The organism is Vibrio barjaei, assembly GCF_001639065.2.
GTDB classification, from domain to species: Bacteria; Pseudomonadota; Gammaproteobacteria; order Enterobacterales; family Vibrionaceae; genus Vibrio; species Vibrio barjaei.
Genome location: NZ_LQXO02000022.1, coordinates 1 through 22,147 on the forward strand (window position 1 = coordinate 1; position 22,147 = coordinate 22,147).

At 45.2% G+C, this 22,147-nt stretch carries 16 protein-coding genes and 1 pseudogene; 15 read left to right on the forward strand and 2 right to left on the reverse strand.

Translation table 11 applies throughout. The features are described 5' to 3' along the window. From AWH66_RS10640 to AWH66_RS10660, 5 genes and pseudogenes are all read left to right on the forward strand, one after another. A pseudogene (locus tag AWH66_RS10640) lies at positions 1-276 on the forward strand (FAD-binding oxidoreductase); the annotation flags it as partial. A gap of 114 nt (positions 277-390) precedes the next feature. Further along, positions 391-1,392 carry a TRAP transporter substrate-binding protein gene (locus tag AWH66_RS10645; RefSeq protein WP_006069826.1) on the forward strand — a complete coding sequence of 334 codons (1,002 nt, stop codon included), beginning with the start codon at positions 391-393 and terminating at the stop codon, positions 1,390-1,392. Positions 1,393-1,515: 123 nt separating this feature from the next. Continuing rightward, entirely contained in the window at positions 1,516-2,058 is a 543-nt protein-coding gene (locus tag AWH66_RS10650; protein WP_006069827.1) for a TRAP transporter small permease, read from the forward strand. A gap of 21 nt (positions 2,059-2,079) precedes the next feature. Continuing rightward, positions 2,080-3,420: a TRAP transporter large permease gene (locus AWH66_RS10655; RefSeq protein ID WP_006069828.1), complete on the forward strand. Its 1,341-nt coding sequence runs from the start codon at positions 2,080-2,082 to the stop codon at positions 3,418-3,420. Positions 3,421-3,431: 11 nt separating this feature from the next. Beyond that, entirely contained in the window at positions 3,432-4,334 is a 903-nt protein-coding gene (locus AWH66_RS10660) for a cache domain-containing protein (protein ID WP_063602951.1), read from the forward strand. Positions 4,335-4,393: 59 nt separating this feature from the next. On the opposite strand, the gene AWH66_RS10665 is transcribed toward AWH66_RS10660, so the two are convergent. Further along, positions 4,394-4,600, reverse strand: a complete 207-nt coding sequence (locus AWH66_RS10665) for a hypothetical protein (protein WP_063602952.1) — start codon at positions 4,598-4,600, stop codon at positions 4,394-4,396. 254 nt (positions 4,601-4,854) lie between these two features. After that, a complete protein-coding gene (gene malT / locus AWH66_RS10670; RefSeq protein ID WP_063602953.1) occupies positions 4,855-7,563 on the reverse strand; it encodes an HTH-type transcriptional regulator MalT in 2,709 nt (902 codons plus the stop codon). A 545-nt stretch (positions 7,564-8,108) separates the two neighbouring features. Here malT and AWH66_RS10675 point away from each other — a divergent pair. From AWH66_RS10675 to AWH66_RS10720, 10 genes are all read left to right on the forward strand, one after another. Continuing rightward, entirely contained in the window at positions 8,109-10,562 is a 2,454-nt protein-coding gene (locus AWH66_RS10675) for a glycogen/starch/alpha-glucan phosphorylase (protein WP_063602954.1), read from the forward strand. Between the two features lie 250 nt (positions 10,563-10,812). Continuing rightward, on the forward strand, positions 10,813-12,990 hold the full coding sequence (gene malQ / locus AWH66_RS10680) for a 4-alpha-glucanotransferase (protein ID WP_063602955.1): 2,178 nt from the start codon (positions 10,813-10,815) through the stop codon (positions 12,988-12,990). Positions 12,991-13,300: 310 nt separating this feature from the next. After that, entirely contained in the window at positions 13,301-15,484 is a 2,184-nt protein-coding gene (gene glgB / locus AWH66_RS10685; RefSeq protein ID WP_063602956.1) for a 1,4-alpha-glucan branching protein GlgB, read from the forward strand. Between the two features lie 91 nt (positions 15,485-15,575). After that, positions 15,576-16,208 (forward strand): TetR/AcrR family transcriptional regulator, encoded by a 633-nt coding sequence (locus AWH66_RS10690; protein WP_063602957.1) that lies wholly within the window; start codon positions 15,576-15,578, stop codon positions 16,206-16,208. Between the two features lie 389 nt (positions 16,209-16,597). Beyond that, positions 16,598-17,500 (forward strand): hypothetical protein, encoded by a 903-nt coding sequence (locus AWH66_RS10695; protein WP_006069840.1) that lies wholly within the window; start codon positions 16,598-16,600, stop codon positions 17,498-17,500. A 123-nt stretch (positions 17,501-17,623) separates the two neighbouring features. Further along, positions 17,624-18,790, forward strand: a complete 1,167-nt coding sequence (locus tag AWH66_RS10700) for a DUF5692 family protein (protein ID WP_006069841.1) — start codon at positions 17,624-17,626, stop codon at positions 18,788-18,790. Positions 18,791-18,847: 57 nt separating this feature from the next. Further along, entirely contained in the window at positions 18,848-19,708 is an 861-nt protein-coding gene (locus AWH66_RS10705) for a hypothetical protein (RefSeq protein ID WP_006069842.1), read from the forward strand. A gap of 59 nt (positions 19,709-19,767) precedes the next feature. Next, a complete protein-coding gene (locus AWH66_RS10710; protein ID WP_063602958.1) occupies positions 19,768-20,331 on the forward strand; it encodes a chalcone isomerase family protein in 564 nt (187 codons plus the stop codon). Positions 20,332-20,394: 63 nt separating this feature from the next. Further along, positions 20,395-21,225, forward strand: coding sequence for an alpha/beta fold hydrolase (locus AWH66_RS10715; RefSeq protein ID WP_063602959.1), 831 nt, complete (start codon positions 20,395-20,397; stop codon positions 21,223-21,225). 182 nt (positions 21,226-21,407) lie between these two features. Then, the gene (locus AWH66_RS10720; RefSeq protein ID WP_063602960.1) at positions 21,408-21,794 is read left to right on the forward strand and encodes an MAPEG family protein; all 387 of its coding nucleotides are present in this window, start codon (positions 21,408-21,410) and stop codon (positions 21,792-21,794) included. The last annotated feature ends 353 nt before the right edge of the window (positions 21,795-22,147 follow it).

Consider the following 22,147-nt stretch of genomic DNA (forward strand, 5'->3'; position numbering starts at 1 on the left):
ATGATGCCAAGAATCTATCAGCCCACCCCATCGCAATCCATATTCTCCGCCTTAGGTTACGGCGGTAATGGTGTGATGTATTCCGCACAAGCCGGTAAACGTCTGGCTCAATGGATTGGCGGAGAAGGACACAAACTGGATTTACCCATATTCGAATCAAAACTTCCGTTTCCAAACGTGAGGGAAGTGGTGGAGTCAGAGATGTTTGCACCATTTCGACGAGTAGGACAGCGATTCCTTTACCAGTGGTATTCGCTAAAGGATGAGGTGCTGTGACACTCAAAACATGTTTCCAAAATAGGGAAATAATGACGACCAGGAAAGTTGTACCAGGTCACCTTGTGAGCAAAGTACAGAGCGGATGTCTGTACGATATTAAAGGTTAAGACTATGAAACTTATTAAAAACAAAATCATTGCAGGCATGACAATTGCGGCGACGGCAGTGTTCTCATATACGGCTGCGGCTGCAAATTTCAAAATGGCTATTGGCGATGCCGCTGGTGGAACGCAATGGGAACTAGCCACAACGTTCTCCGAGCTAATGGAGAAAAAGACGGATGGCAAAGTTAAGATTGACCTATTCCCAAATGGACAATTGGGTAATGAACAAGACACCGTCAATGATGCGGCTATCGGTCTATTAGACTTCTCTGTTCTAGCTATAAACAACGTAACGCCCTTCTCACCAACGGTTGGCCTACTAACCATGCCATATGTGATTCAAAGTCCTGAAGAAGCAGTGCTATTGACACAAGGTCAGGTTGGTCAGGAACTGGTTGAAAACACCATTCGTGATGCAGGCGTTCGCATTGTAGGTTGGGCGTACTCAGGCTTTAGAGTCTTGACCAACTCGAAGAAACCAGTGGCTTCACCAGAAGACTTAAAAGGGCTGGTTATTCGCGTTCCTCGTAACGAAATCATGATCGCTTCTTATCAAGCATGGGGTGTAAACCCAACACCAATGGCGTGGTCTGAAACCTTTACCGGTCTGCAACAGGGTGTAGTGGATGGTCAAGATAACCCGTACATCACGGTGTATGCGATGAAATTTAATGAGGTACAAAAGTACGTCACTAATATTCGCTACATCTTTTCACTTGAGCCACTCATCGTCAGTGAGACTGTGTTCCAGCAACAAACTCCAGAGATGCAAAAGACCATTTTGGAAGCAGGGCAAGAGGCGACAGAGCATAGCTTTGCTTATCTAGAGCAAACTGAGAGCAAGATTCGTAAAGACCTTGAAGACAAAGGCATGGTATTTACCGACCCAGCGAATGGTGAAAAAGAATGGATCGAGAAAGTCACGACGTCTGTCTGGCCAAAATTCTACTCAAGCATCGGAGGTAAAGAGAAGCTAGACAACGTTCTTGAGCTACTGGGTAGACAATAACGAATAGTTACGCCCTATCTATTGGTGACCTGATAGATAGGGTTTTTGCATGGCTTTACTCGTTTATCTGTTCATACATATTGAGCGACTGGTTGTCATGTGAAAATCAACATTGGAGGTTATATGTCAGTCGCTAAAATAATTAGAAAACACCTAAACAACATTGAGGAGTACACCTGTTGTTTACTACTAGCGAGCTTTGTCTTACTGCTGTTCACTCAAATTTTATCTCGTCAGTTGTTTGACTATTCCATTCCTTGGGGTGATGAAGTTGCCACCTACATGTTTGTTTGGTTCGCTTATTTAGGTGCGGTGGTTGCCGCGAAAATGTCCGCTCATAACCGAGTAAGTTTCCACTTCAAGTTCTTTCCACCCATTGTTCAGACCATCAGTGAAACCATCGCAGATTTCTTATGGCTTCTGTTCAACGGTTACTTTGTTTACCTCAGTTACGACTTTGTTTTCAACAAAATGAATCTATTTTGGAAATCGCAAACGACTGGCATCCCAATGAAGTACTTCTACATGATTTTGCCGATAGCTTTTTCCCTAATGATGGTTCGAATCATTTGGAACAATTATGAGCGTTTATTCAAAGGGGCTCAAAATGAAGACCCTGAAGTAAAAGAGCTTCGAAAAATGACTGCTCAAAAGTCACTGCCATAGTCGTAACAGAGAGATGTAATTATGGAATCCTATTTAACTCTAATCTTATTTGGTGGCTTTTTAACGCTGTTAATCCTTGGCGCACCAATTACCGTATCGCTCGCAGGTGCCTCCATGGCTGCGTATTTGATACTGGATAAAAATCCGATTGCACTTGTGCAAATTGCGTTTACCTCAGTGGGTAACTTCCCGTTGATGGCATTACCATCGTTTGTACTGGCTGGTGCTTTGATGGAAGCTGCTGGCATTTCCAAACGCTTGGTGGACATTGCCGAAAGCTTAGCTGGGCCTGTAACCGGCGGGCTTGGAGCGGCAACCGTGATGGCGTGTCTGTTCTTTGGTGCCATCTCTGGCTCTGGACCCGCAACCACTGCTGCGGTAGGTATGTTAATGGTACCGGCTATGGTGAAGCGTGATTATGAAAAAAGTTATGCTTCCGCGGTTACCGCGGCCTCCGGCGGACTTGGGATCATTATCCCACCGTCGATTCCTTTGGTCATCTTCGGTATCTCTGCAATGGGTTTGATGGCACCGCCAGAGGCCATTGCTCAGCACGGGCAGTTTGCCTCGCTGTCAATTCCTAAACTGTTTGTCGCAGGCGTAATCCCAGGCTTGATCATGGCATCAACCTTGGTGTTCACCAATTACATGATTGCCAAAAAACAAGGCTATCAAGGGCTGACTGAAAACTGGTCTTTTGGTGAGATTCGACATTCATTACGTCGCGGACTTTGGTCAATATTAGCGCCATTTTTAATTCTCGGTGGTATTTACAGCGGTATGTTTACTCCAACAGAGTCTGCGGTGGTTGCTATTTTCTACTCACTATTTGTTGGTTTATTTATTCACCGCGAACTGTCATTCAAAAATATCCTTAAATCCTTGTCGACAACAACATGGATTACTGGGCGCGTCCTTTTGATCTTATTCGCGGCAACCGTGTTTGGTCGCTTATTGATTGAGCAAAAGATTCCAGTAGTGGTCGCTGAGTCATTACTTGGCTTTACCGACAATATGTATCTTGTTTGGGCATTAACTATCATCTTACTGCTGTTTATCGGCATGTTTATGGAAACGTTAGCGGCAATCATGATTATCGTGCCTGTTTTGTTGCCCATTATGTATATGCTTGGCGCTGATCCAACTCATGTAGGTATTGTTGTGGTATGTACGTTATCAATAGGGTTTGCGACGCCACCTCTCGGGGAGAACATTTTTGTCGCCTCAGGGATTGGTGGAGCCACGGTGGAGCAGATTACCGCGAAGATCCACCCATTTGTGCTGGCTTCGGTAATTGGCGTGTTTGTGATTGCCTTCTTCCCACAAATTACACTGTGGCTTCCGTCATTAGTCGGCTATTAGGAGAGATATCCATGAACGTATTGAAACTGATGGTGATAGGTTGTGCCTTGTCCGGCATGTTAACGAGTTTTGTTGTAAGAGCTGAAAGCAGCACTGCGGTCAATGTCTTGGAAATTACTGAGCCTCATGTTGCTAGTGACGCAGAAAAGCGTGCCAAAACCTTGTTGGCCAAAGCGGTGATACATGTACAAACCGAAGGGGATAAGAGTGTTAAAGATTTCATGAGTGACCCTGAATACATTGATGGTGAGCTCTATGTCTTTGCCTTAGGTATTGATGGCGAATTTCTCGCCAGTGGAGGTTCGTCCATGGTGTTGGTTGGTGACAGTGTGCTTGATACTCAAGATGTTTACGGTAAGCCGTTTTTCCGAGAGATGATCACGAAAGCGGTACATGATGGTTACGGTGAAGTGAAGTACAACTGGGCTAATCCTACCGACCGTATGGGGGAGCCCAAAACTACGTTCTTTGAACGTGTCGGTGATGTAATAGTTGCTGTGGGCTATTACCCCGAACGTTCCAGTGCAGCTGAGGCGAAACGATTGCTGGCTAGGGCAATGAAAGCCATGGTGGAATCTGAGCAGAAAAGTATCGATGAGTTTAACGACACCGACGGTAGTTTCGTGGAGGGGGATTTATACGTATTTGTGATGGATATGAATTCGGGTAAGTTTCTTGCTCATGGCGCGTCTCCTGAATTAGTGGGCCGCTCACATGAAGAGATCCTAAGCCCAGATAACAAACCTATTCTCACCGAATTACTGACTCTAGCTAAGGAAAATGGACGCGGCGTTTATACCTATAAATGGTTGAACCCTCAGTCGAACAAAGTTGAAACCAAACACACATACTACCGTGTGATCGACAATAAACTTGTCGCTGTGGGCTATTATGTGAAGTCAGAGAGCTCTTAACCATATGATTTACTAGGGCAATCAAAAGCCAGAGGTTCTCACTGGCTTTTTACTATTCATCATATATGTACCAGCTCGTACCCTGAAAACCCATTCTGTCCCCAATACTTGTTATTCGATTTTGCGTTAAGGACTAAAGCCTGAATAGTTTCCACGCGACAGCCTAGTTGTTGTGCTAATTCAAAGATACTGCCACGAATCACCTCAGAAGTAGAAGTGTTAATTAAGCAATGTTCTTGTTGGTGATGGTTTGATTGGAAATCCATACATGCTCTCCTCTACGTTTGTGGTTCTAGGGGTAAGATCTGACGTTACAAGCACTGAGTCTCGCAACGGATTCTGTACAATTAATATACTAATAAAATATAATAAATGAAACAAAATATTCCAATAAATGTAAAATTGATTTATTTTGAATGTGCTTATACGGTGTAGATTAAACTGTATCAAGAAGGATTTTATGAAAAAGCCCGAGTGTATGAACTATACGCTCGGGCTTTGTTTGTAGGCTGGCTTGCTACTAATACCCCATCAACTGCAATAGATTCTCAGCGGTGCTGATTGCTTCCTTACGGTTTGCGATATTGAGCTTCTGATACAAATTACGAATATGTGTTTTGATTGTCGTACCTGCGACATCCAGCTCTTGAGCAATTTGCTCGTTACTGAACCCGGAATATATCAAACCAAGAACCTGCCATTCTCTTTGGGTTAGAGGGCTAGTGCGTACTAACTCAGGGATATTCGGGTGGTTGATTAACTTTTCCACAAACTCTTCGTTAAAGTGGACAGAACGGCTACGCTGCGTTGTATTGATGTCTTTCATCAATAGTTGTGCGCGATGACGCTCCAAGTCACCCAATTCAGACTTAGAGACCAGTTTCTCAAGCAGATGGCCGATGGTGGCACCGTCGACCAAGAAATTGCCGATCATGCCAGTTTGATTCGTTAAGACTAACGCTTCTTTTAGCAGTGCTTTGGCGGTCTCTTCATCCTGGTTTTGCACATTGAGTACCGCTTCCACAATCAAGTTTCGGTTGCGATCGGTCACTAACTGGTGGGCTTCTGCCTTGTCATTAAGATAGTCTAGAGTCTGCTGTGCTTGCTCGAACTGGCCTAAATTGATTTGAGCACGAGCGATGTTTCGCCACTGAAGCTGCTCGAAGTGGTTGCAAGCGTTGTCTGGTCGAATCGCAGTTTCTAACCATTGTTCGATTGAGTCCACGTCACCGCGTGCTTGCCAGTAGAGTAGCAGTGATAATGAGGCGTTTGCGGTCCAATCAACATGGTAAGTTGACTGTTTCATCAGATGTTGGATCTGCTCAATGAATTTAGCGGCTTTATCTAGCTCCCCGCGACCAATTGCGATGCGTGCAATCATCGAGTAGCTATGAAGGTGCTTGCTCGGTGAATGGTTGCCAAGTACATCAAGCCCTTTATAAGCACACTCTTCAGCTTCATCCAATCGGTTCCAGCACCATAATACTTGTGCACGAACACGCAATAAGAACTCATGCAATGGAACTTGATGTAACTGCTGTTCTTCGATAAGTTTCAGTGCGCTATCCTGAATTTCGAACGCGGCTTGGACGTAGCCTTGTGCAATCAGAATTTCACTCTGCTGAAGCTGGGCCCATAGTGCTTGGTGATAAACATGGTACTGACGCGCTAGCTTTTCAGTCTGCTGCATCATTGACAAAGCACGGCTAAGTTGTCCGATGACGTGATTCACTTCACCAACCACCGAGGTTGCCACGATGCGGCTTCTGTATACAGAGTGGTCGAGTTCACTCAATGCTTGCTCGGCAAGCTCAAGCGCTTTTTCTGGTGAGTTTTGGTTAATGGCAACTTGCGCTAGCAGAGCGTGGAATTCACCTTCTTGCTTCTTCGAGCGCTCAACGTTGCGCGCTTCCATTTCTTTGTCAGCTTTAGCAATCAGCTCGCCAACATCGTTGTAGCGGTGCTGACTTTGCGCCAACCATGCCTGCAACATACACAGTTTGGGCTGGCTATATAATTGGTCTTGGGTAAGGACCGCAATGGCTCCTTCCAGAGTCGCGAGCTCACCCTGGTTGAACATCTTCCAGCCAAACTCGCTTAAGATTTTTGCAACCAGCTCACTGTTATTAGCCAGTTGAGCATGACGCAGTGCTTGGTGCGGCACTTTTTGCTCTAGCCAAGCTTCGGCTGCTGCCAAATGAAGCTCGTGTTCCTGCTGAGGAATACGCGCTTTACGTTCGTGGGATAAGAACTCGGCAAACAGATTGTGGAATCTAAACCAGTTATTTTCCCCCTCAAGCGGGTAGATAAATAGGCCGAATCGGTTAAGAGATTCAATCATGCTAAGTGCATCGTCACGTTTGGTGAGGGCGATGACTAGACTGTCGTTGAAATGATCGAGTACCGAACACTGCATCAAGAATTTACGAGTGTCTTTATCCAACAGGTCAAACACTTCCTCAACCAAATAATCCCAAAGGTGTGCATGATTGAATTGAGATATGGTCTCGACAGATTGTGCGAGGGTACGTTTTTGGTGTTGTGCTTGTAGTGCAAATAACTGCAATGCAGATGGCCAGCCTTCAACATAAGTGCGCAATGAGTCGGCGGTCTCATTATCGATATCGCTAGCGAGTCGTTGGCTAAAGAAACGCGTGGTCTCTTCGGTATCGAAAGCGAGTAGTTCGTTGCCAATCTCGATCATTAAGTCACGCACACGGAGGTTCGCTGTGCCTAAAGGAGGGTTGCCTCGACTGGTAACCACGAGAGTAACATTATCTGGCATGTGCTTAAGGAAAAAGCGCATCGCTTCGTGAATCTCTTCATCAGTGATTAAGTGGTAGTCATCAAGGACGATGTAGCATTCGTTGTGATAGCTCGTCAGTTCAGCAAACACTTCGCTAAATAGGGAGTGTAATGAGGAAAATTGTCTACGTTCTGCCAAGGTTTGTGCGTTTGGACACGTGTTATTCGTGGCTTTGTTGATGGCCTGCAATAGGTAGTTGACGAAGCGAAACGGGTCGTTGTCACTTTCATCGATGCTGTACCAGCCAACGTGTGGTTTATCTGACAGCCATTGAGCTGCCATCGTTGTTTTGCCGTAACCGGCAGGCGAGCGAAAAAGTACAAGCTTATAAAATGGAGCCTGCGCCAGCAGGTCCAATACTCGTGGACGCACAATTGCGTTATGTAGGCGTCCTGGTCGAGTCAATTTTGAAGGAATCCACATAGATATTTCCTACCAATTTATTATGTTCTACTCCGTCAGGGAGTAGGGAGCGAGTCACTGAAGCTTTTTATTGCACATTCGATGGTATGAGAGAGTGAGCTCTACATTTATTGATCGAGGGCTATATTTTGATTTTTAAGCTTTTTTCACAGCTACTACGCCTTGTAAATGTGATTCGTGTCACCTTTATTGCTTGGCGTAGAGTATGAATGGCTTGTCATGTATACAAAAAAACCTTGTGATTTGCGGCTTTTTTCGAAGCTAATTGTGATCTCAACAGCAGAATTTGTATTTAGTCCAATAAGGGATAGCAAATGTTTCTTAATTAACGCTTAGAGTGAAAAGTGAGCTTGGCGTGATCGCTATCACCTGAAAAAACAGAATGTTTAACCGTAATGGGAGATCGATCACTAAGTGGAGGGGAGTACGCCCTCTACGCCCTCCTCACTCATCCTCCATGGAGTCGGAACTAGGAGGATGTTTATGGAAACGTCACCATGCACGATATGGGACAGATGGATAAAAACTTAAAGTGAGATTTCTTAATGAAACCTACTCAGCAAAAACAATTTGATAAAGCTTCTTTCCAAGACAGTGTTAAAAAGCACCTATCTGCTACCTATGCAACGACTATCGAGACCGCTTCTGAGCGTCAATGGTATTTGGCGATGGGCCGTGCGTTAGCAGAGCTGACTACCTTCGACCTTCTTGCTACAGAAGCTGACGAACGTATCAAAAAAGCGAAAAGTGTTAACTACCTATCTCTAGAATTCTTGATTGGCCGACTAACAGGCAACAACCTGATCAGCATGGGCCTATATGAGCAAATCACGGAAGCAATGGCAGAACTAGGCCATAACTTGACAGACCTTCTTGAAGAAGAGCGTGACCCTTCATTGGGCAATGGTGGTCTAGGTCGTCTAGCAGCCTGCTTCATGGATTCATGTGCGGCTCAAGAATATCCAACAGTAGGCTATGGTCTGCACTATGAGTACGGTCTATTTAAGCAATCATTCAAAGATGGCCGTCAACAAGAAGCACCAGACGCATGGCGTGGTGTAGAAGGTTATCCTTGGGAAGTCGCGCGTCCTGAACTTGCGCAAGAAATCGGCTTCTACGGTCATGTTGAAGTAGTGAGCGAGAACGGCAAAGAAGTTCGTAAATGGGTTCCGGGCATGACGGTAAAAGCGATGCCTTGGGATCTGCCTATCGTTGGTTACGAGTCAGATACCGTTTATCCATTACGTCTTTGGGAATGCCAAGCGATTGCACCATTCTCATTGGCAAGCTTCAATAATGGAGATTACTTCGAAGCACAGCACGCGCTAATTGACGCGGGTAACATCACTAAAGTTCTATACCCGAACGACAACCACGAGAAAGGTAAGACTCTGCGTCTAATGCAGCAGTACTTCCACTCAGCAGCTTCAGTTCGCGACATTCTTCGTCGTCACGAAGCGGCAGGTTACACACTGGCGTCTTTACCTAAGCAAGAAACTATTCAGCTTAACGATACGCACCCAACGATCGCAATTCCTGAGCTAATGCGCATCCTTCTTGATGAGAAAGGTATGAGCTGGGATGACGCGTGGGCGATTTCTTCTAAGACATTCGCATACACTAACCACACGCTACTTCCAGAAGCACTAGAGACATGGCCTGAGTCGCTAATCCAGCGCCTACTTCCGCGCCACATGGAAATCATCTTTGAAATCAACCACCGCTTCCTGCAAGAAGTTCGTGCAATGTGGCCTGGTGATGGTGAGAAGCAAGCGAAACTGTCTATCATCCAAGAAGGCTTCCATCGTATGGTTCGTATGGCGAACCTATGTGTTATTGGTTCATACGCGGTTAACGGTGTAGCTGCACTTCACTCTCAATTGGTTAAGAAAGACCTATTCCCAGAGTTCGATGCAATGTACCCAACGCGTCTGCATAACGTGACTAACGGTATTACGCCTCGTCGTTGGTTGAAGTTCTGTAACCCTGGTCTATCTGCTCTGATTACTGACAAGATCGGTGACGAGTGGCCTGCGAAACTGGAACAGCTTGAAGGCATCGCTAAGTTTGCTGATGACGCTAAATTCCAGAAGGAATATATGGCTGTTAAGAAGCAAAACAAACAGCGCCTTGCGGATTGGGTTTCTGAGAACATGGGTATCGAGCTAGATACAAACGCTATCTTTGATGTTCAAATTAAACGTTTACACGAGTACAAGCGTCAGCACCTTGATCTTCTACACGTACTCGCGCTTTACCACCGCCTACTGAAAGATCCTTCTTTCGACATGGTTCCACGCGTTGTGTTCTTCGCGGCGAAAGCAGCGCCAGGTTACCACCTAGCGAAAGAAATCATCTTTGCAATCAACAAGATTGCTGAGAAAGTGAACAATGACCCACGTATTGGCGGTAAGCTAAAAGTGGTATTCATCCCTGATTACCGAGTAAGCATGGCTGAGATCATCATCCCTGCAGCAGATGTGTCTCAACAAATCTCTATGGCAGGTAAAGAGGCATCTGGGACAGGTAACATGAAGATGGCTCTAAACGGTGCTCTAACTATTGGTACGATGGACGGTGCGAACGTTGAGATTCGTGAAGAAGTAGGCGACGAAAATATCTACATCTTCGGCCTAGATGTTGACGGTGTTAAAGAAGTGAAGGCGGCGGGCTATAACCCTTACGACTACTACAACGCAGATCCTCTACTAAAAGCATCTCTAGATCTACTTCTAGGTGATGAGTTCACTCCAGGTCAACCAGGTCTATTACGTGCTACCTACGATAGTCTATTAGATGGCGGTGACCCTTACCTATGTCTTGCTGATTTTGCTTCTTATGTTGAAGCACACGAAGCGATGGACGCGCAATACCGTGACCAAGCAGGCTGGGCTAAGAAAGCGATTTTGAACACTGCTCTAGTTGGTAAGTTCAGCTCTGACCGAAGCATCAGAGACTACGTGAATAACATTTGGAAACTAGAAGCAGTTTCTCGTTAATCATGATGACCAAGGTGCTCAGAGAGTGCCTTGGTCGCTTTAATTGCTTCATCTCTGTTTTAGCGTCATCCCTGCGCAGGCAGGGATCTTCTAACAGCGATAATGAATACTTTGAGTAGATTTCTGCCTGCGCAAATGCGTGATGAGCAGGAATGACGTAAATAGACTGTCGAGTGGCACAATAAGCTCGAATCAAAAATTACACTAACCCTACCGTTTTGAAGGTTAAAGAAGTCCTTCGGAGAGAGCGATGACAGAACAAACAGCATTAAAACAAGTTGCTGAAATGGCAAAAATAGCCGACAGCTACGTAAGTGCGTGGGGCAGTCCAGCGAAAGTAGAAGACGAAACGATTCTTCGTCTGCTAGCGTCTTTAGGCTATGACACCACAAATGATGAAACTTTGCTTAAATCTGCTGAGAAAAAGCATAAAAAAGAAGTGATTGAACCAGTTCTTGTTGTTAAAGACGAGGACGCGGTTGAAGTTGAACTTCATTTAGGTGTTAGCGCTCGTGAAAGCGATTTCAGCTGGCGTTTAGAGACCGAGCAGGGAGAAGTACTTGAAGGCTATCTTCAATCTCAGATCGTTCGTGATGAGCGTGCTGAGGGTGGCCCTTTAGTATTTTCGTTACCTAGTGACCTACCATGGGGTTACCACAAGCTTTACCTAGAGCGTAAGCGTCGCAAAGCTCCTTACGAAATGACACTGATTCGCACGCCACGTGCCTGTTTCAAACAGAGTGCCATCGACCAAGGCAAGAAGCTATGGGGCCCGAGTGTCCAGCTTTATACGCTACGCACTCAGCACAACTGGGGTATTGGTGACTTCGGTGATCTAAAACAGTTGGTGGCCGACATCGCTGCTCGTGGTGGTGACTTTGTTGGTTTAAACCCAATTCATTCGCTATTCCCAGCTAATCCAGAAGGCGCAAGCCCTTACAGCCCGTCTTCTCGTCGTTGGTTGAACATACTTTATATCGATGTGAGCTCTGTCGCTGAATTCGCATTGAGTGCTGATGCCCAGCAAATGGTCGGTAGCTCTGACTTCCAAGCTCGCCTTCAGAAGGCACGTGATTCCCACTGGGTTAACTACACTGAAGTTGCTGACCTGAAAATGAGCGTGCTACCTCTTCTTTTTGAAGAGTTTAAATCTCGCCATTTAGATAAGCAGTCTGAACGTGCAAGATTGTTCTTAGATTTTGTGGAAGAAGGTGGCGAAAGCCTTCTACATCAGGCGGCATTTGACGCGATTCATGCCGAATTGCACGCGGAAGATTCAAGTGTTTGGGGTTGGCCTGTATTCCCTGAGAAATATCGCCGTTTTGAGAATGGCGCGACTCAGAAATTTATTGCTGATAACCGCGATAAAGTTCAGCTTTACATGTACTTACAGTGGATCGCTGACGTTCAAATCAACGAAGCACAAGCGCTTGCCGAAGAAAAAGGCATGGCTGTAGGTCTATATCGTGACTTGGCCGTTGGCGTTGCAGATTCTGGCTCTGAAACTTGGGCAGACAATGGCAACCTTGTGATGGATGCAAGCATTGGTGCTCCACCTGATATTCTCGGTCCGCTAGGTCAAAACTGGGGTCTACCACCACTGAACCCGCAAGTATTGCAAGCGACGTCCTATGATGCCTACATCAAGTTACTGCGCGCTAACATGAAACATTGCGGTTCATTGCGTATTGACCACGTACTAGGCTTGTTGCGTCTATGGTGGATTCCAAAAGGTGAAAACGCCACTAAAGGTGCTTATATCTACTATCCAGTGGAAGACATGTTAGCCATCTTAGCGCTTGAATCACATCGCCATCAATGTAGTGTGATTGGTGAAGATTTAGGTACGGTGCCTGACGAGATTGTTGAAATCCTTCGTGAAGCAGGTGTCCACTCGTACAAGGTGTTCTTCTTCGAAACAGCAGAAGACGGTGGTTTCATTTCACCAGCGCACTACGCCGATCAGTCAATGTCAGCACTATGTACGCATGACATGCCGACATTACGTGGTTTCTGGCATTGTGACGACCTAAAAATGGGTAGCGAGATTGGTCTTTACCCCGATAAAGAGCAACTTGAAGGCTTGTTTGATGACCGTCTGGAATGTAAACAAGGCATTCTTGATAGCGTAGCATGGCACGGTTATCTACCAGAAGGTGTTGGTCGTGATGCGAGCCTAGTGCCGATGGACGCTTATTTAAGTGAAGCACTTCAGCTGCATGTTGCTGCGGGCGCATCAACGCTATTGAGTGTCCAGCTTGAAGATTGGTTAGAAATGGATAAGCCAGTTAACATTCCTGGAACAGTGAATGAGTATCCGAACTGGCGTCGCAAACTGTCGATGAACCTTGAGGAAATCTTTACTCAAGAAGGGATTAATCGTATCGCGAAACGTCTAACGGAAGTGCGCGCTAACGCAAGCAAATAATCCGCCAAAAAATCGCTAATCAAGCACGGCTTCGTCAGAGATTTGTTCTGTCATCTCTGGGAGTCGTGCTTTTCTTTTTATCGCTTGTCACTATTGGGATTTATATTGTAAAGAAGTGCGTAAAAATACCGTATTGCACCCGAAAATTAGGGTTAAATCACTTCCCGTATAGGTGCAATCAAGTACAATGAAACCTTGCTGGTAGCCCGCGCTTTGCGGGCTTTTTTATAGTGCCTCAAACGTCAGTGAAACCAACGATTGGTTTCGAAAAAATAATCATGGGGCTATTTAAGGTCGAGGGAGATGAACGTTGAATAATAAAGGGCTTAAAAAACTAAAACAGGCGTACGATCAACTCTCGAGTGCATCGTTTGCTGATCCATTTTCATTCTTAGGACCTTATCTACAGGAAGAAGGTATTGCCTTAAGAGTATGGATGCCAGGTGCCGATGGGGTAGCCGTTGAACTAGCATCAGGTGAAAGACTATCGATGGTTAGAGATGAGGCGTCAGGTTTTGTTCTCAAATCTGATTTGGATCTGCGATTTACTCACTATCAGTTAGCGGTAGATTGGAATGGTACTGAACAAATGCTGGATGACCCATACCAATATCACGCTTTGTACGCTGAATACGATGAGTTACATACACCAAAAGAGATGTATCACCACATGGGCTCACAGTTTATCTCGCTTGAACGAGACGGTGAGAACATTGAGGGAACACGCTTTTTGGTTTATGCCCCACATGCTACAGCGGTCAGTTTAGTAGGTAGCTTCAATGCTTGGGATGGGCGTCGTAATCCAATGCAGCGATTGGATTATGGAATTTGGGGTATTTTTATTCCAAATCTGCCAGAAGGAGCACAATACAAATTTGAATTGAAAGGACCGAATGGTGAAGGCTTACCGCATAAAGCGGATCCTTGGGGCTTCTACTCCGAGCAATACCCTTCTTTTTCATCAGTGACTTACAATCATAACCGCTACGATTGGCAAGACGAAAAGTGGCAATCTCGACCTGTCACCGAAAAGCGTAAAGAGGCGCTGTCGTTTTATGAGTTGCATGCAGGTTCGTGGAAGCGCAATGACAATGGCGATTTCCTGACTTATCGTGAATTGGCCACCGAACTTATCCCTTATTTGACCGATATGGGTTATACCCATGTTGAGCTAATGCCAGTGTCTGAACACCCATTCTACGGCTCTTGGGGCTATCAACCAGTCGGGTTATTTGCACCGACGAGCCGCTTTGGTTCCCCAGATGACTTTAAGTATTTCGTAGATCAGTGCCACCAAGCAGGCTTAGGTGTTGTTCTGGATTGGGTACCTGCTCACTTCCCATCAGATGAGCATGGCTTGGCGAATTTCGATGGTACGCCTCTATTCCACGATCCTGATCCGCGTCGCGGCTGGCACCAAGATTGGAATTCTTATATTTACGATTTAGGTCGTGAACATGTTCGTCGCTTTTTAGTGTCTAATGCGCTTTATTGGTTCGAGCAGTTCCATATTGATGGTATTCGCGTTGATGCCGTTGCGTCGATGTTGTACCTAGACTACTCGCGTAGCCACGATCAATGGATTCCAAACGTCGATGGCGGTCGCGAAAATTACGATGCTATCGCAACTCTTAAGTGGGTGAATGAAGAAGTCTACAAGCACTTCCCGAATGCGATGACCATTGCTGAAGAATCGACCGCATTCCCAGGCGTATCGGCTCCGACTTTTATGGGTGGTTTAGGCTTTGGGTTTAAATGGAATATGGGATGGATGCACGACAGTCTTTCTTATATTCAAGAAGATCCTATTAACCGAAAATACCATCACGATACCATCACGTTCCCGCTTGTTTATGCCCATAGTGAGAACTATGTTCTTTCACTATCACACGATGAAGTGGTATACGGTAAGCACTCCATTCACAATAAAATGCCGGGTGATGAGTGGCAGCAAACTGCCAACTTACGAGCGTATTTAGGCTACATGTATGCGCAACCGGGCAAGAAGCTTAACTTCATGGGTGCAGAGTTTGGCCAAACTGGTGAGTGGAACCACGATGACCAGTTACAGTGGTTCTTGCTTGACTATGATCGTCATCAGGGTGTGCAAGCTCTAACGCGTGACTTAAATAAACTGTATCGTAATGAGAAATCATTGTTCGAACTCGACTCAGAGCCTAAAGGTTTTGAGTGGCGTCTTCAAGATGCGGCAGAAGCGAGTATTCTCGCTCATGAACGTATCAGTGAAGAAGGCGAACGTATGTTAGTGATCAGTAACTTTACCCCTGTACCCCATGAAGCTTTCCGCTTAGGTGTGCCGTTAGCAGGTAAGTATGAGCTGATGTTAAATACCGATGACTCTATCTATGCTGGTAGTGGGTTTGGTGCGATGCAAACTGCATTGACTGAGCAAATGGAAAGTGAAGCACAACCACAATCGTTGTCATTACGCTTACCACCGCTTTCAACGGTATTCTATAAGTATCAAGGTTAAGAGTACAAAAGCCCCAGCAAATTGTTGGGGCTTTTGTTTTCCAGTACAACGCAAGTAAAGCCTCGTGAGCGAGGCCGGTTCGTAATTGAGTATGAAAACCCGAGACAAAATTATCCAAGCCAGCTTGAAGCTATTTAATGAAAAAGGCGAGCGCGTCATTACTACCAACCATATTGCTGCCCACTTAGGTATGAGTCCTGGTAATCTCTACTACTACTTTCGCAATAAAGAAGACATCATCAAATCGATTTTTGGTGAATACATTACTTATGTGCGTGAATCCTTTGTGCCAGTATCTAGTGATACACCCGCCGAAGTTTACTTACAGCGATATTGTGAAGAAGTGTTTGGTAGTATTTGGCGATTTCGATTCTTTCATGCCAGCATGCCTGAAATAGTAATGCGAGACAAATCTCTGCATAGGGATTACTTGCAAGCGCACGATATTTTGGTTGCTAGAGCCCGTGAGTCAGTGCTCAATTTACGTCGTGATGGGTTTATTATTATCGACGATAGCCAGATTGATGAGTTGATTGAGCTGATGCGTGTAGTTGGTGGCTTTTGGGTTAGTTACTTAATGGCAAACTCAGTAAGCAAATCGATCACTAAAGCAGATGTTAATCGAGGTGTTGGTAAGTTTATCGTATTACTATGGCCTTATAGTACCGACAAAGGCAAAGTAGTACTCACTAAGCTGAAACTTAAATATCAGTCTCCAACTTAACGTTAGAACTCGAAGTTGCTCCTTTCCTTTCTATCGTAACTTCAGTGTAAACATATAGTTGTCCCTCTCCAGCCATTCCCTAGAATTTCTAGGCGGTTCAACGCCACTTTCTTACTCCTCCAATCATTCGTCTGAAAACTTTCTGTGAATCCGGTCACAGCTTTATATAAACCTCATAGAGTTTGTGTGATTAGCTTAAAAAATCACCATCAACCTTAGCTTCCATTTTTGAAAACGTGAAAAAGATCTCAACATGTAACATGAAATAAAATTAGAGTAATTACTCAAACATAGAGTAAATGCTCTAGTTTAAGGCGTTGATAAATAAGAATAATAGTGTGAGTTTTTGGTTGAATATTAGTTTTATATAAAAATAACGTGGAGGTATTATGGACATACCAACCTGGCATTACGTGGTATCTATGTCTTCGTATATAGTCTTTTTGCTACTACTCATCGAAGGCATGCGCCGGACACCCCGGTTAACCGCCTTTATTTGGATTGCAACTTTATTTACTGCGCCATTGTGGGTTGAACAGTTGGATGGCTGGTTCCGCTGGGCAAAAACAGTGAGTGTGCTTATTCCTACGGCCTTGGTGGTCGGCCTTGCTCGCCTCGCTTGGTACTACCGAGAGAACCCTAACGCGATATTACGTTTCTTTCGTGGTGACTGGGTATTGAAAGTACTGTACGGAGTGCTATTTCTCAATATTGCTGAAGCGACACTGAAAGATCTGGTAACCGGCAACTACTTCAACTTTATCTGTGGCGTGATTTTATGCATCACCATCCCTTTCCCACGCTACAAGAACGGAGTGCGACAATACTGGCTTATCTCGAAAGATAAGCCAAATGATCTGCTGTTCTATTCCACTGCTGCTTGGAACTTCCTATACACCACGTGGAATCTTGCGTTTGTGTATGGTGAGAATACCGGCTACTTCGCTAGCTCATTCTGTATTTTGATTGCTGCTGAGCTATATCCCGTCATCAAAAAACGTCCAGAGCTATACATCATTGCTCGTGTTTATACGCTGGCGTTTCACATCTTCGTGCGGGCTATTCACGATGTATTTACCCCTGTCATGGACTCCAGCGCGTGGCGTAACGAAAGCGTGCTTTATTGGTGGGGTGCTATCAACCTTGCGATGCACATTCCATTTGTCATTTGGTACTTCAAAAAGCAGCGCGAGCAGAAGGAGCCACCGTATGGCGACAACCAGCCTCCATTGAAAACGGACTGCGTCAATGAGTATGACGAAGCTCCCGACAAAGTGGCGCTAGCCAAATAGTAGGAAGCAGATTGCCTAGAGGCAAATAGCTTATAGGCAAATAGCTTAAGGGCTCTCCCCCGGTGGCCTAGTTGATGAGGACGTCATTAGGCCACCACTTCAAAACCTGACACAGGTGATGGTATGAAAAGATTAACAACACAGATTTTGGCGTTGTTGGTACTACTGTGCGCGGCGTTTATGTCTCCGCTTGCAGCCGCCGACCAAGGCTATAACGAACAACAACTTATTGGCGAAACTTGGCAAGGGACTTTTGATGGCGACCCTGGCGAGGGCAGTCTGTTTTATCGCCTTGAGTTCCTAGCGGACGGCAAAGTCAAAGTGCTTAGACAGTCTGGTGGCTTTAACAAGACCGAAGTTCAGAATTGGCATATTGAAGAGGGTCAAGTCATGATCCGCAGCAATGCTGGCGATGAGATCACGGACTTTGATAACGCTACTTTTGCGTATACCGATCGCGATCAGATGCGCTTTACCAAGGATGGCAATCATTGCAACTTCCATAAACTGTATCAAACCCGTGCTTATCTGCATGTGTTGTTTGTCCTGGTTGGCTTGATTGCACTCAATGAGCTTTGCCGTCATGTGAAGTGGGCGAACTACCTACTTTGGTTCGTACTGCCGATTGCACTAATTCCACTATTTAGTAGTTATGGCGTTACCTACTGGTTCAAGTGGGTCAAGCTTTACTCGGTAGTCGGTGCCGCCGCGCTGTTTACTCTTATCCGATTTACTCCTATTGGCGATAAAAAGTGGGCACGTTTTGGCGCCGCTGCGTTCTTGGCGCTGAATATTTCAGAAGCGGTGCTGCAAGATTTCACCATGGGCAACATGGCCAACATTCTGAATGCGACTGGTGGTTTGCTCTCCATCATCACTCTGGCGGGTTGGGCACAGATCCACGCTGACAAATCGAAACAAAGAGACATGGTGTGGCCTGCTATGACCACGTTTTGGATCATCGCTTACGACATCTGGAACATCGTGTTTGTTTACCTCAACTTCCCTGGCAGTGCCACAGCACAGGCCATGGTTCTGGTGGCGGCGACCTTGCCATCACTGTTTATCAAGAAAGGTACTTGGTTGCAGGCGCGCGCCTTCACGCTTGCGGGTTCCTTCATGTATTACTTCAGTTGTCCATTTATGTACGAAAGCAACGTGGTGGTGCTGCCGCGCAACGATGAGCTCATGTTATTAGCGGGATTGGCGAGCTTTGTGGCAAACGGTATCTATGCCTGGTTGTTCTTTAGAAAAACGCGCGAACAGCGCATAGCGTCAGTTCTTTCCTAACTATAAAAATATTAAATAAATCAATTGTATGACTAAATATTGTAGTGGAGCCTAATTATGAAATCTTACCTAATTCCAATGACCTCAATCGCTCTTGTTTGTTCTGGTGCTGTGCTTGCTGATGAAAAGAGTGAACAGCAAATTGACATGTCGAGTCCAACCGAAGCATATACCGCACTCGGCGTGGGGTATGGCAACGAAGGAATGAACCTTAAAGCCATGTACATGTTGTCTGACCCGAATGCCGATCGTAAGTCGGGGTTCATTCTAGAGTTTAACGATGTATTCGACCAAGAAGGAGGGGCGCCTAAGTTCTCTGGTACAACGGTCATGGGGGGAATGGTGGTTCCTCAAATGAACGACAAAACGACTAATCGAAATTACCGTTTTCGTTATGGTTCGGTAAACACAACTAATGGTTTAGGACATATGGTCGATGCGGTCGTCAAAGATCACCCATTCTATGGTCAAACAGCAGTAGTACAAGCGGGTGCGGTGGCAACATTACCGATTGGTGATAACGCCTTTATCTGGCCAGTGCTGATGGCTGGAGGAGTAATTATGGAAGATAACACCAGTAAACTTGCTAGCTATGACCCGGGATTGGTTGCTGCCAATAACCTGAGCAGTAGCGGTATTGATTGGGCTTCTACCATCTACTCCGTAAAAGTATATGGGCGCTATAAGTTTAACGACACTTGGTGGATATTAGGTGCATGGACTTATACCGATGCGTTTGGTGGTAAGAGCTGGGATGCTCCTGTTTCTGAGGGCGGTTTAGAACTCAGCCCGCAGCAAATTGAACTGACCCTAGGTTATCAGATCACCAATCGCCAAAATTTGCGTCTCAACTTCCATAGTTATTCGGAAAGTGGTTCATCTGACAAATTCTGGCTGGAGTATAACTACGCGTTTTAACTTTCGCAGACTTAATTCCATCACATGACCCCTAGGACTAGGGGTCACAAGGAGCAACCATGAAATTTCCGAGATTAATAACCTTACTTGCTGCTGTGGTATCGGTTACCGCCGACGCAAAAATCGTTAGTGGCGTAGAAGTACCAGACACTCTGGCGATTCAACAGACGGAACTACAGCTCAATGGGGCAGGGGTACGCAGTAAGTTCTTTATGGATTTGTACGTTGGATCGCTTTTCACCTCTTTGCCTTCTACCGAGGCCGCTTCACTCATCAGAGGCGATCAACCTTCAGCAATACGGTTAAATATTACTTCTAGCATGATCACCAAGGAAAAGTTAGCTGATGCACTTAATGAAGGCTTTAACAATGCGACGGATGGGAATACCACACCAATAGATTCCAGTATTAATCAGTTTGTTGAAATGACCTTTGCAAATGATATATCAGAGGGTGACCAATTCACCTTAGTAAGTGCACCTGAAATAGGTATTTATAGCTACAAAAATGGTGAAATGCTTGTTTTAGTGGAAGGTGACGCGTTTCGCCGCGCACTATTATCGGTCTGGTTGGGTGACAAACCGACTGATAAATCATTGAAAAAAGCCATGCTATCTCAATAGGTTGTTGCATGCTAAATCAATAAATAACAATAACTGACCCTAACTGCTGGGCAGGAGGTAAAAATGCAACAACGACAAGTTATCGAGGGTATAGATGTTCATATTGAAGGTGAGGGAGCGCATACCATTGTAATGATACATGGTTGGCCTGATACCTATCGTTTATGGGATCACCAAGTAGAGCGATTCAAGTCGCGCTACCGTTGTGTGAGATTTTCACTACCAGGATATGAGCATGGACAACCACGTCAGTATTATGACTTGAATACTATGTTGATGCTCTTCGACAGCATCATTGACAGAATCTCCGAAGGTAAACCGGTGACGCTACTTCTTCATGACTGGGGCTGCGTATTTGGCTATCAGTACGCGATGAGAAACCTTGAGAAGGTCGAACGTATTATTGGCGTAGATATTGGTGATGCAAGCTCTAAGGATTTGCAATTATCGGCAAAAGCTAAAGTTATCCTGCTGGGTTATCAACTTTGGTTGATGCTTGCATGGAACTTGGGAGGAAAGCTTGGAGATTGGATGACACGTAAAATGGCGCATGTATTTGGGGCCCCGGGTGAAGCATCACGGGTTCATTCAGGAATGAATTATCCTTACCATTGGCGTTGGAGCTCTGCGTTTATGAGGCGCGAACTTGGTACGATTCCTTTGGATATTCAGGTGCCATTTTTGTTTATCTACGGGAGAGAAAAAGTAGGAATGTTTCATTCTAAGTCCTGGCAGAGAAAAATGGCGAATATCGAAGGAAACAAAGTGGTGGGATTGTCCACGCATCATTGGGTTATGGCCGAGCAACCTGAGGCGTTTAATCGCATAGTCGAGCAATGGCTTGCGGAATCGGATGCTTTATTGGCGCCATTAGATTTACAGACTTCGGCCTAGCGAACGATGTGAGCATCCAATTTTAATGAGTAAATCCCCCTGTCTTTAACGCCGCTGCTCCTGAGCTTCGCGGCGTTTTTTTTATTTGAGTCTTATTTAAAGCTGTTGGCATTACCAGTGGAGATACCGAGATTCTTGTCTACACTCAATAGACTTAACTTAATAAAAAATAAGGTTTATTGATGATAACTGCGTTGTACGGATCTCTTCTTGCTTCTTTAATGATCTGGCTGTCATTTCAGGTAATCAAACAGCGAAGATCGAATCAGGTCGCTTATGCCGATGGTGGTGTGGAAGCCTTGCAAATTGCGAGAAGCGCACAAGGGAATGCCGTCGACTATATTCCTATTACTCTAATGCTCATGGCTTTTGTGGAGTACAACGGAGCGCCCGCGATTTGGATTCATGTTATCGGGGTGAGCTTTGTTGTGGGACGCTGCCTTCACGCCCACGGGATACTTAACAAACGCTTCAAAGGTCGAGTTAGAGGAATGCAAATCACTATTTTTGCTATGGCGGGTCTTATTGTCTCAAACCTTGTGTATCTTCCTTTTGATAAGCTTTGGTAATGCAGCGATTTTACTTTCGATTTCCCGGTGATAAGAGGCTAAAACCAGTAGAGTACTTAGCCTCAATCTCGGCAATTTTCTTTTTCATATCTTGAAGTTGCTGTTTGAGAGTAGTTGTCCCTCAAAAGCCTGCGGTATGTTGTTGTCGACTTTAAATACCAAATCCACTTTAGCGTTTTCTTCATCTAAGTCTTGGGCAAGATCTAAGGTGATTAGCAATTTCAATCGATCATCACAGCGAATACTGTAAGTTGTAAAGTTATCCTCGACTGTATCGCCAACCCCCATACCCTGTTGATTTCAATGCCTGTTGTGTGACGAATCACGATTGTTGCCTACACTGAATAAAAACA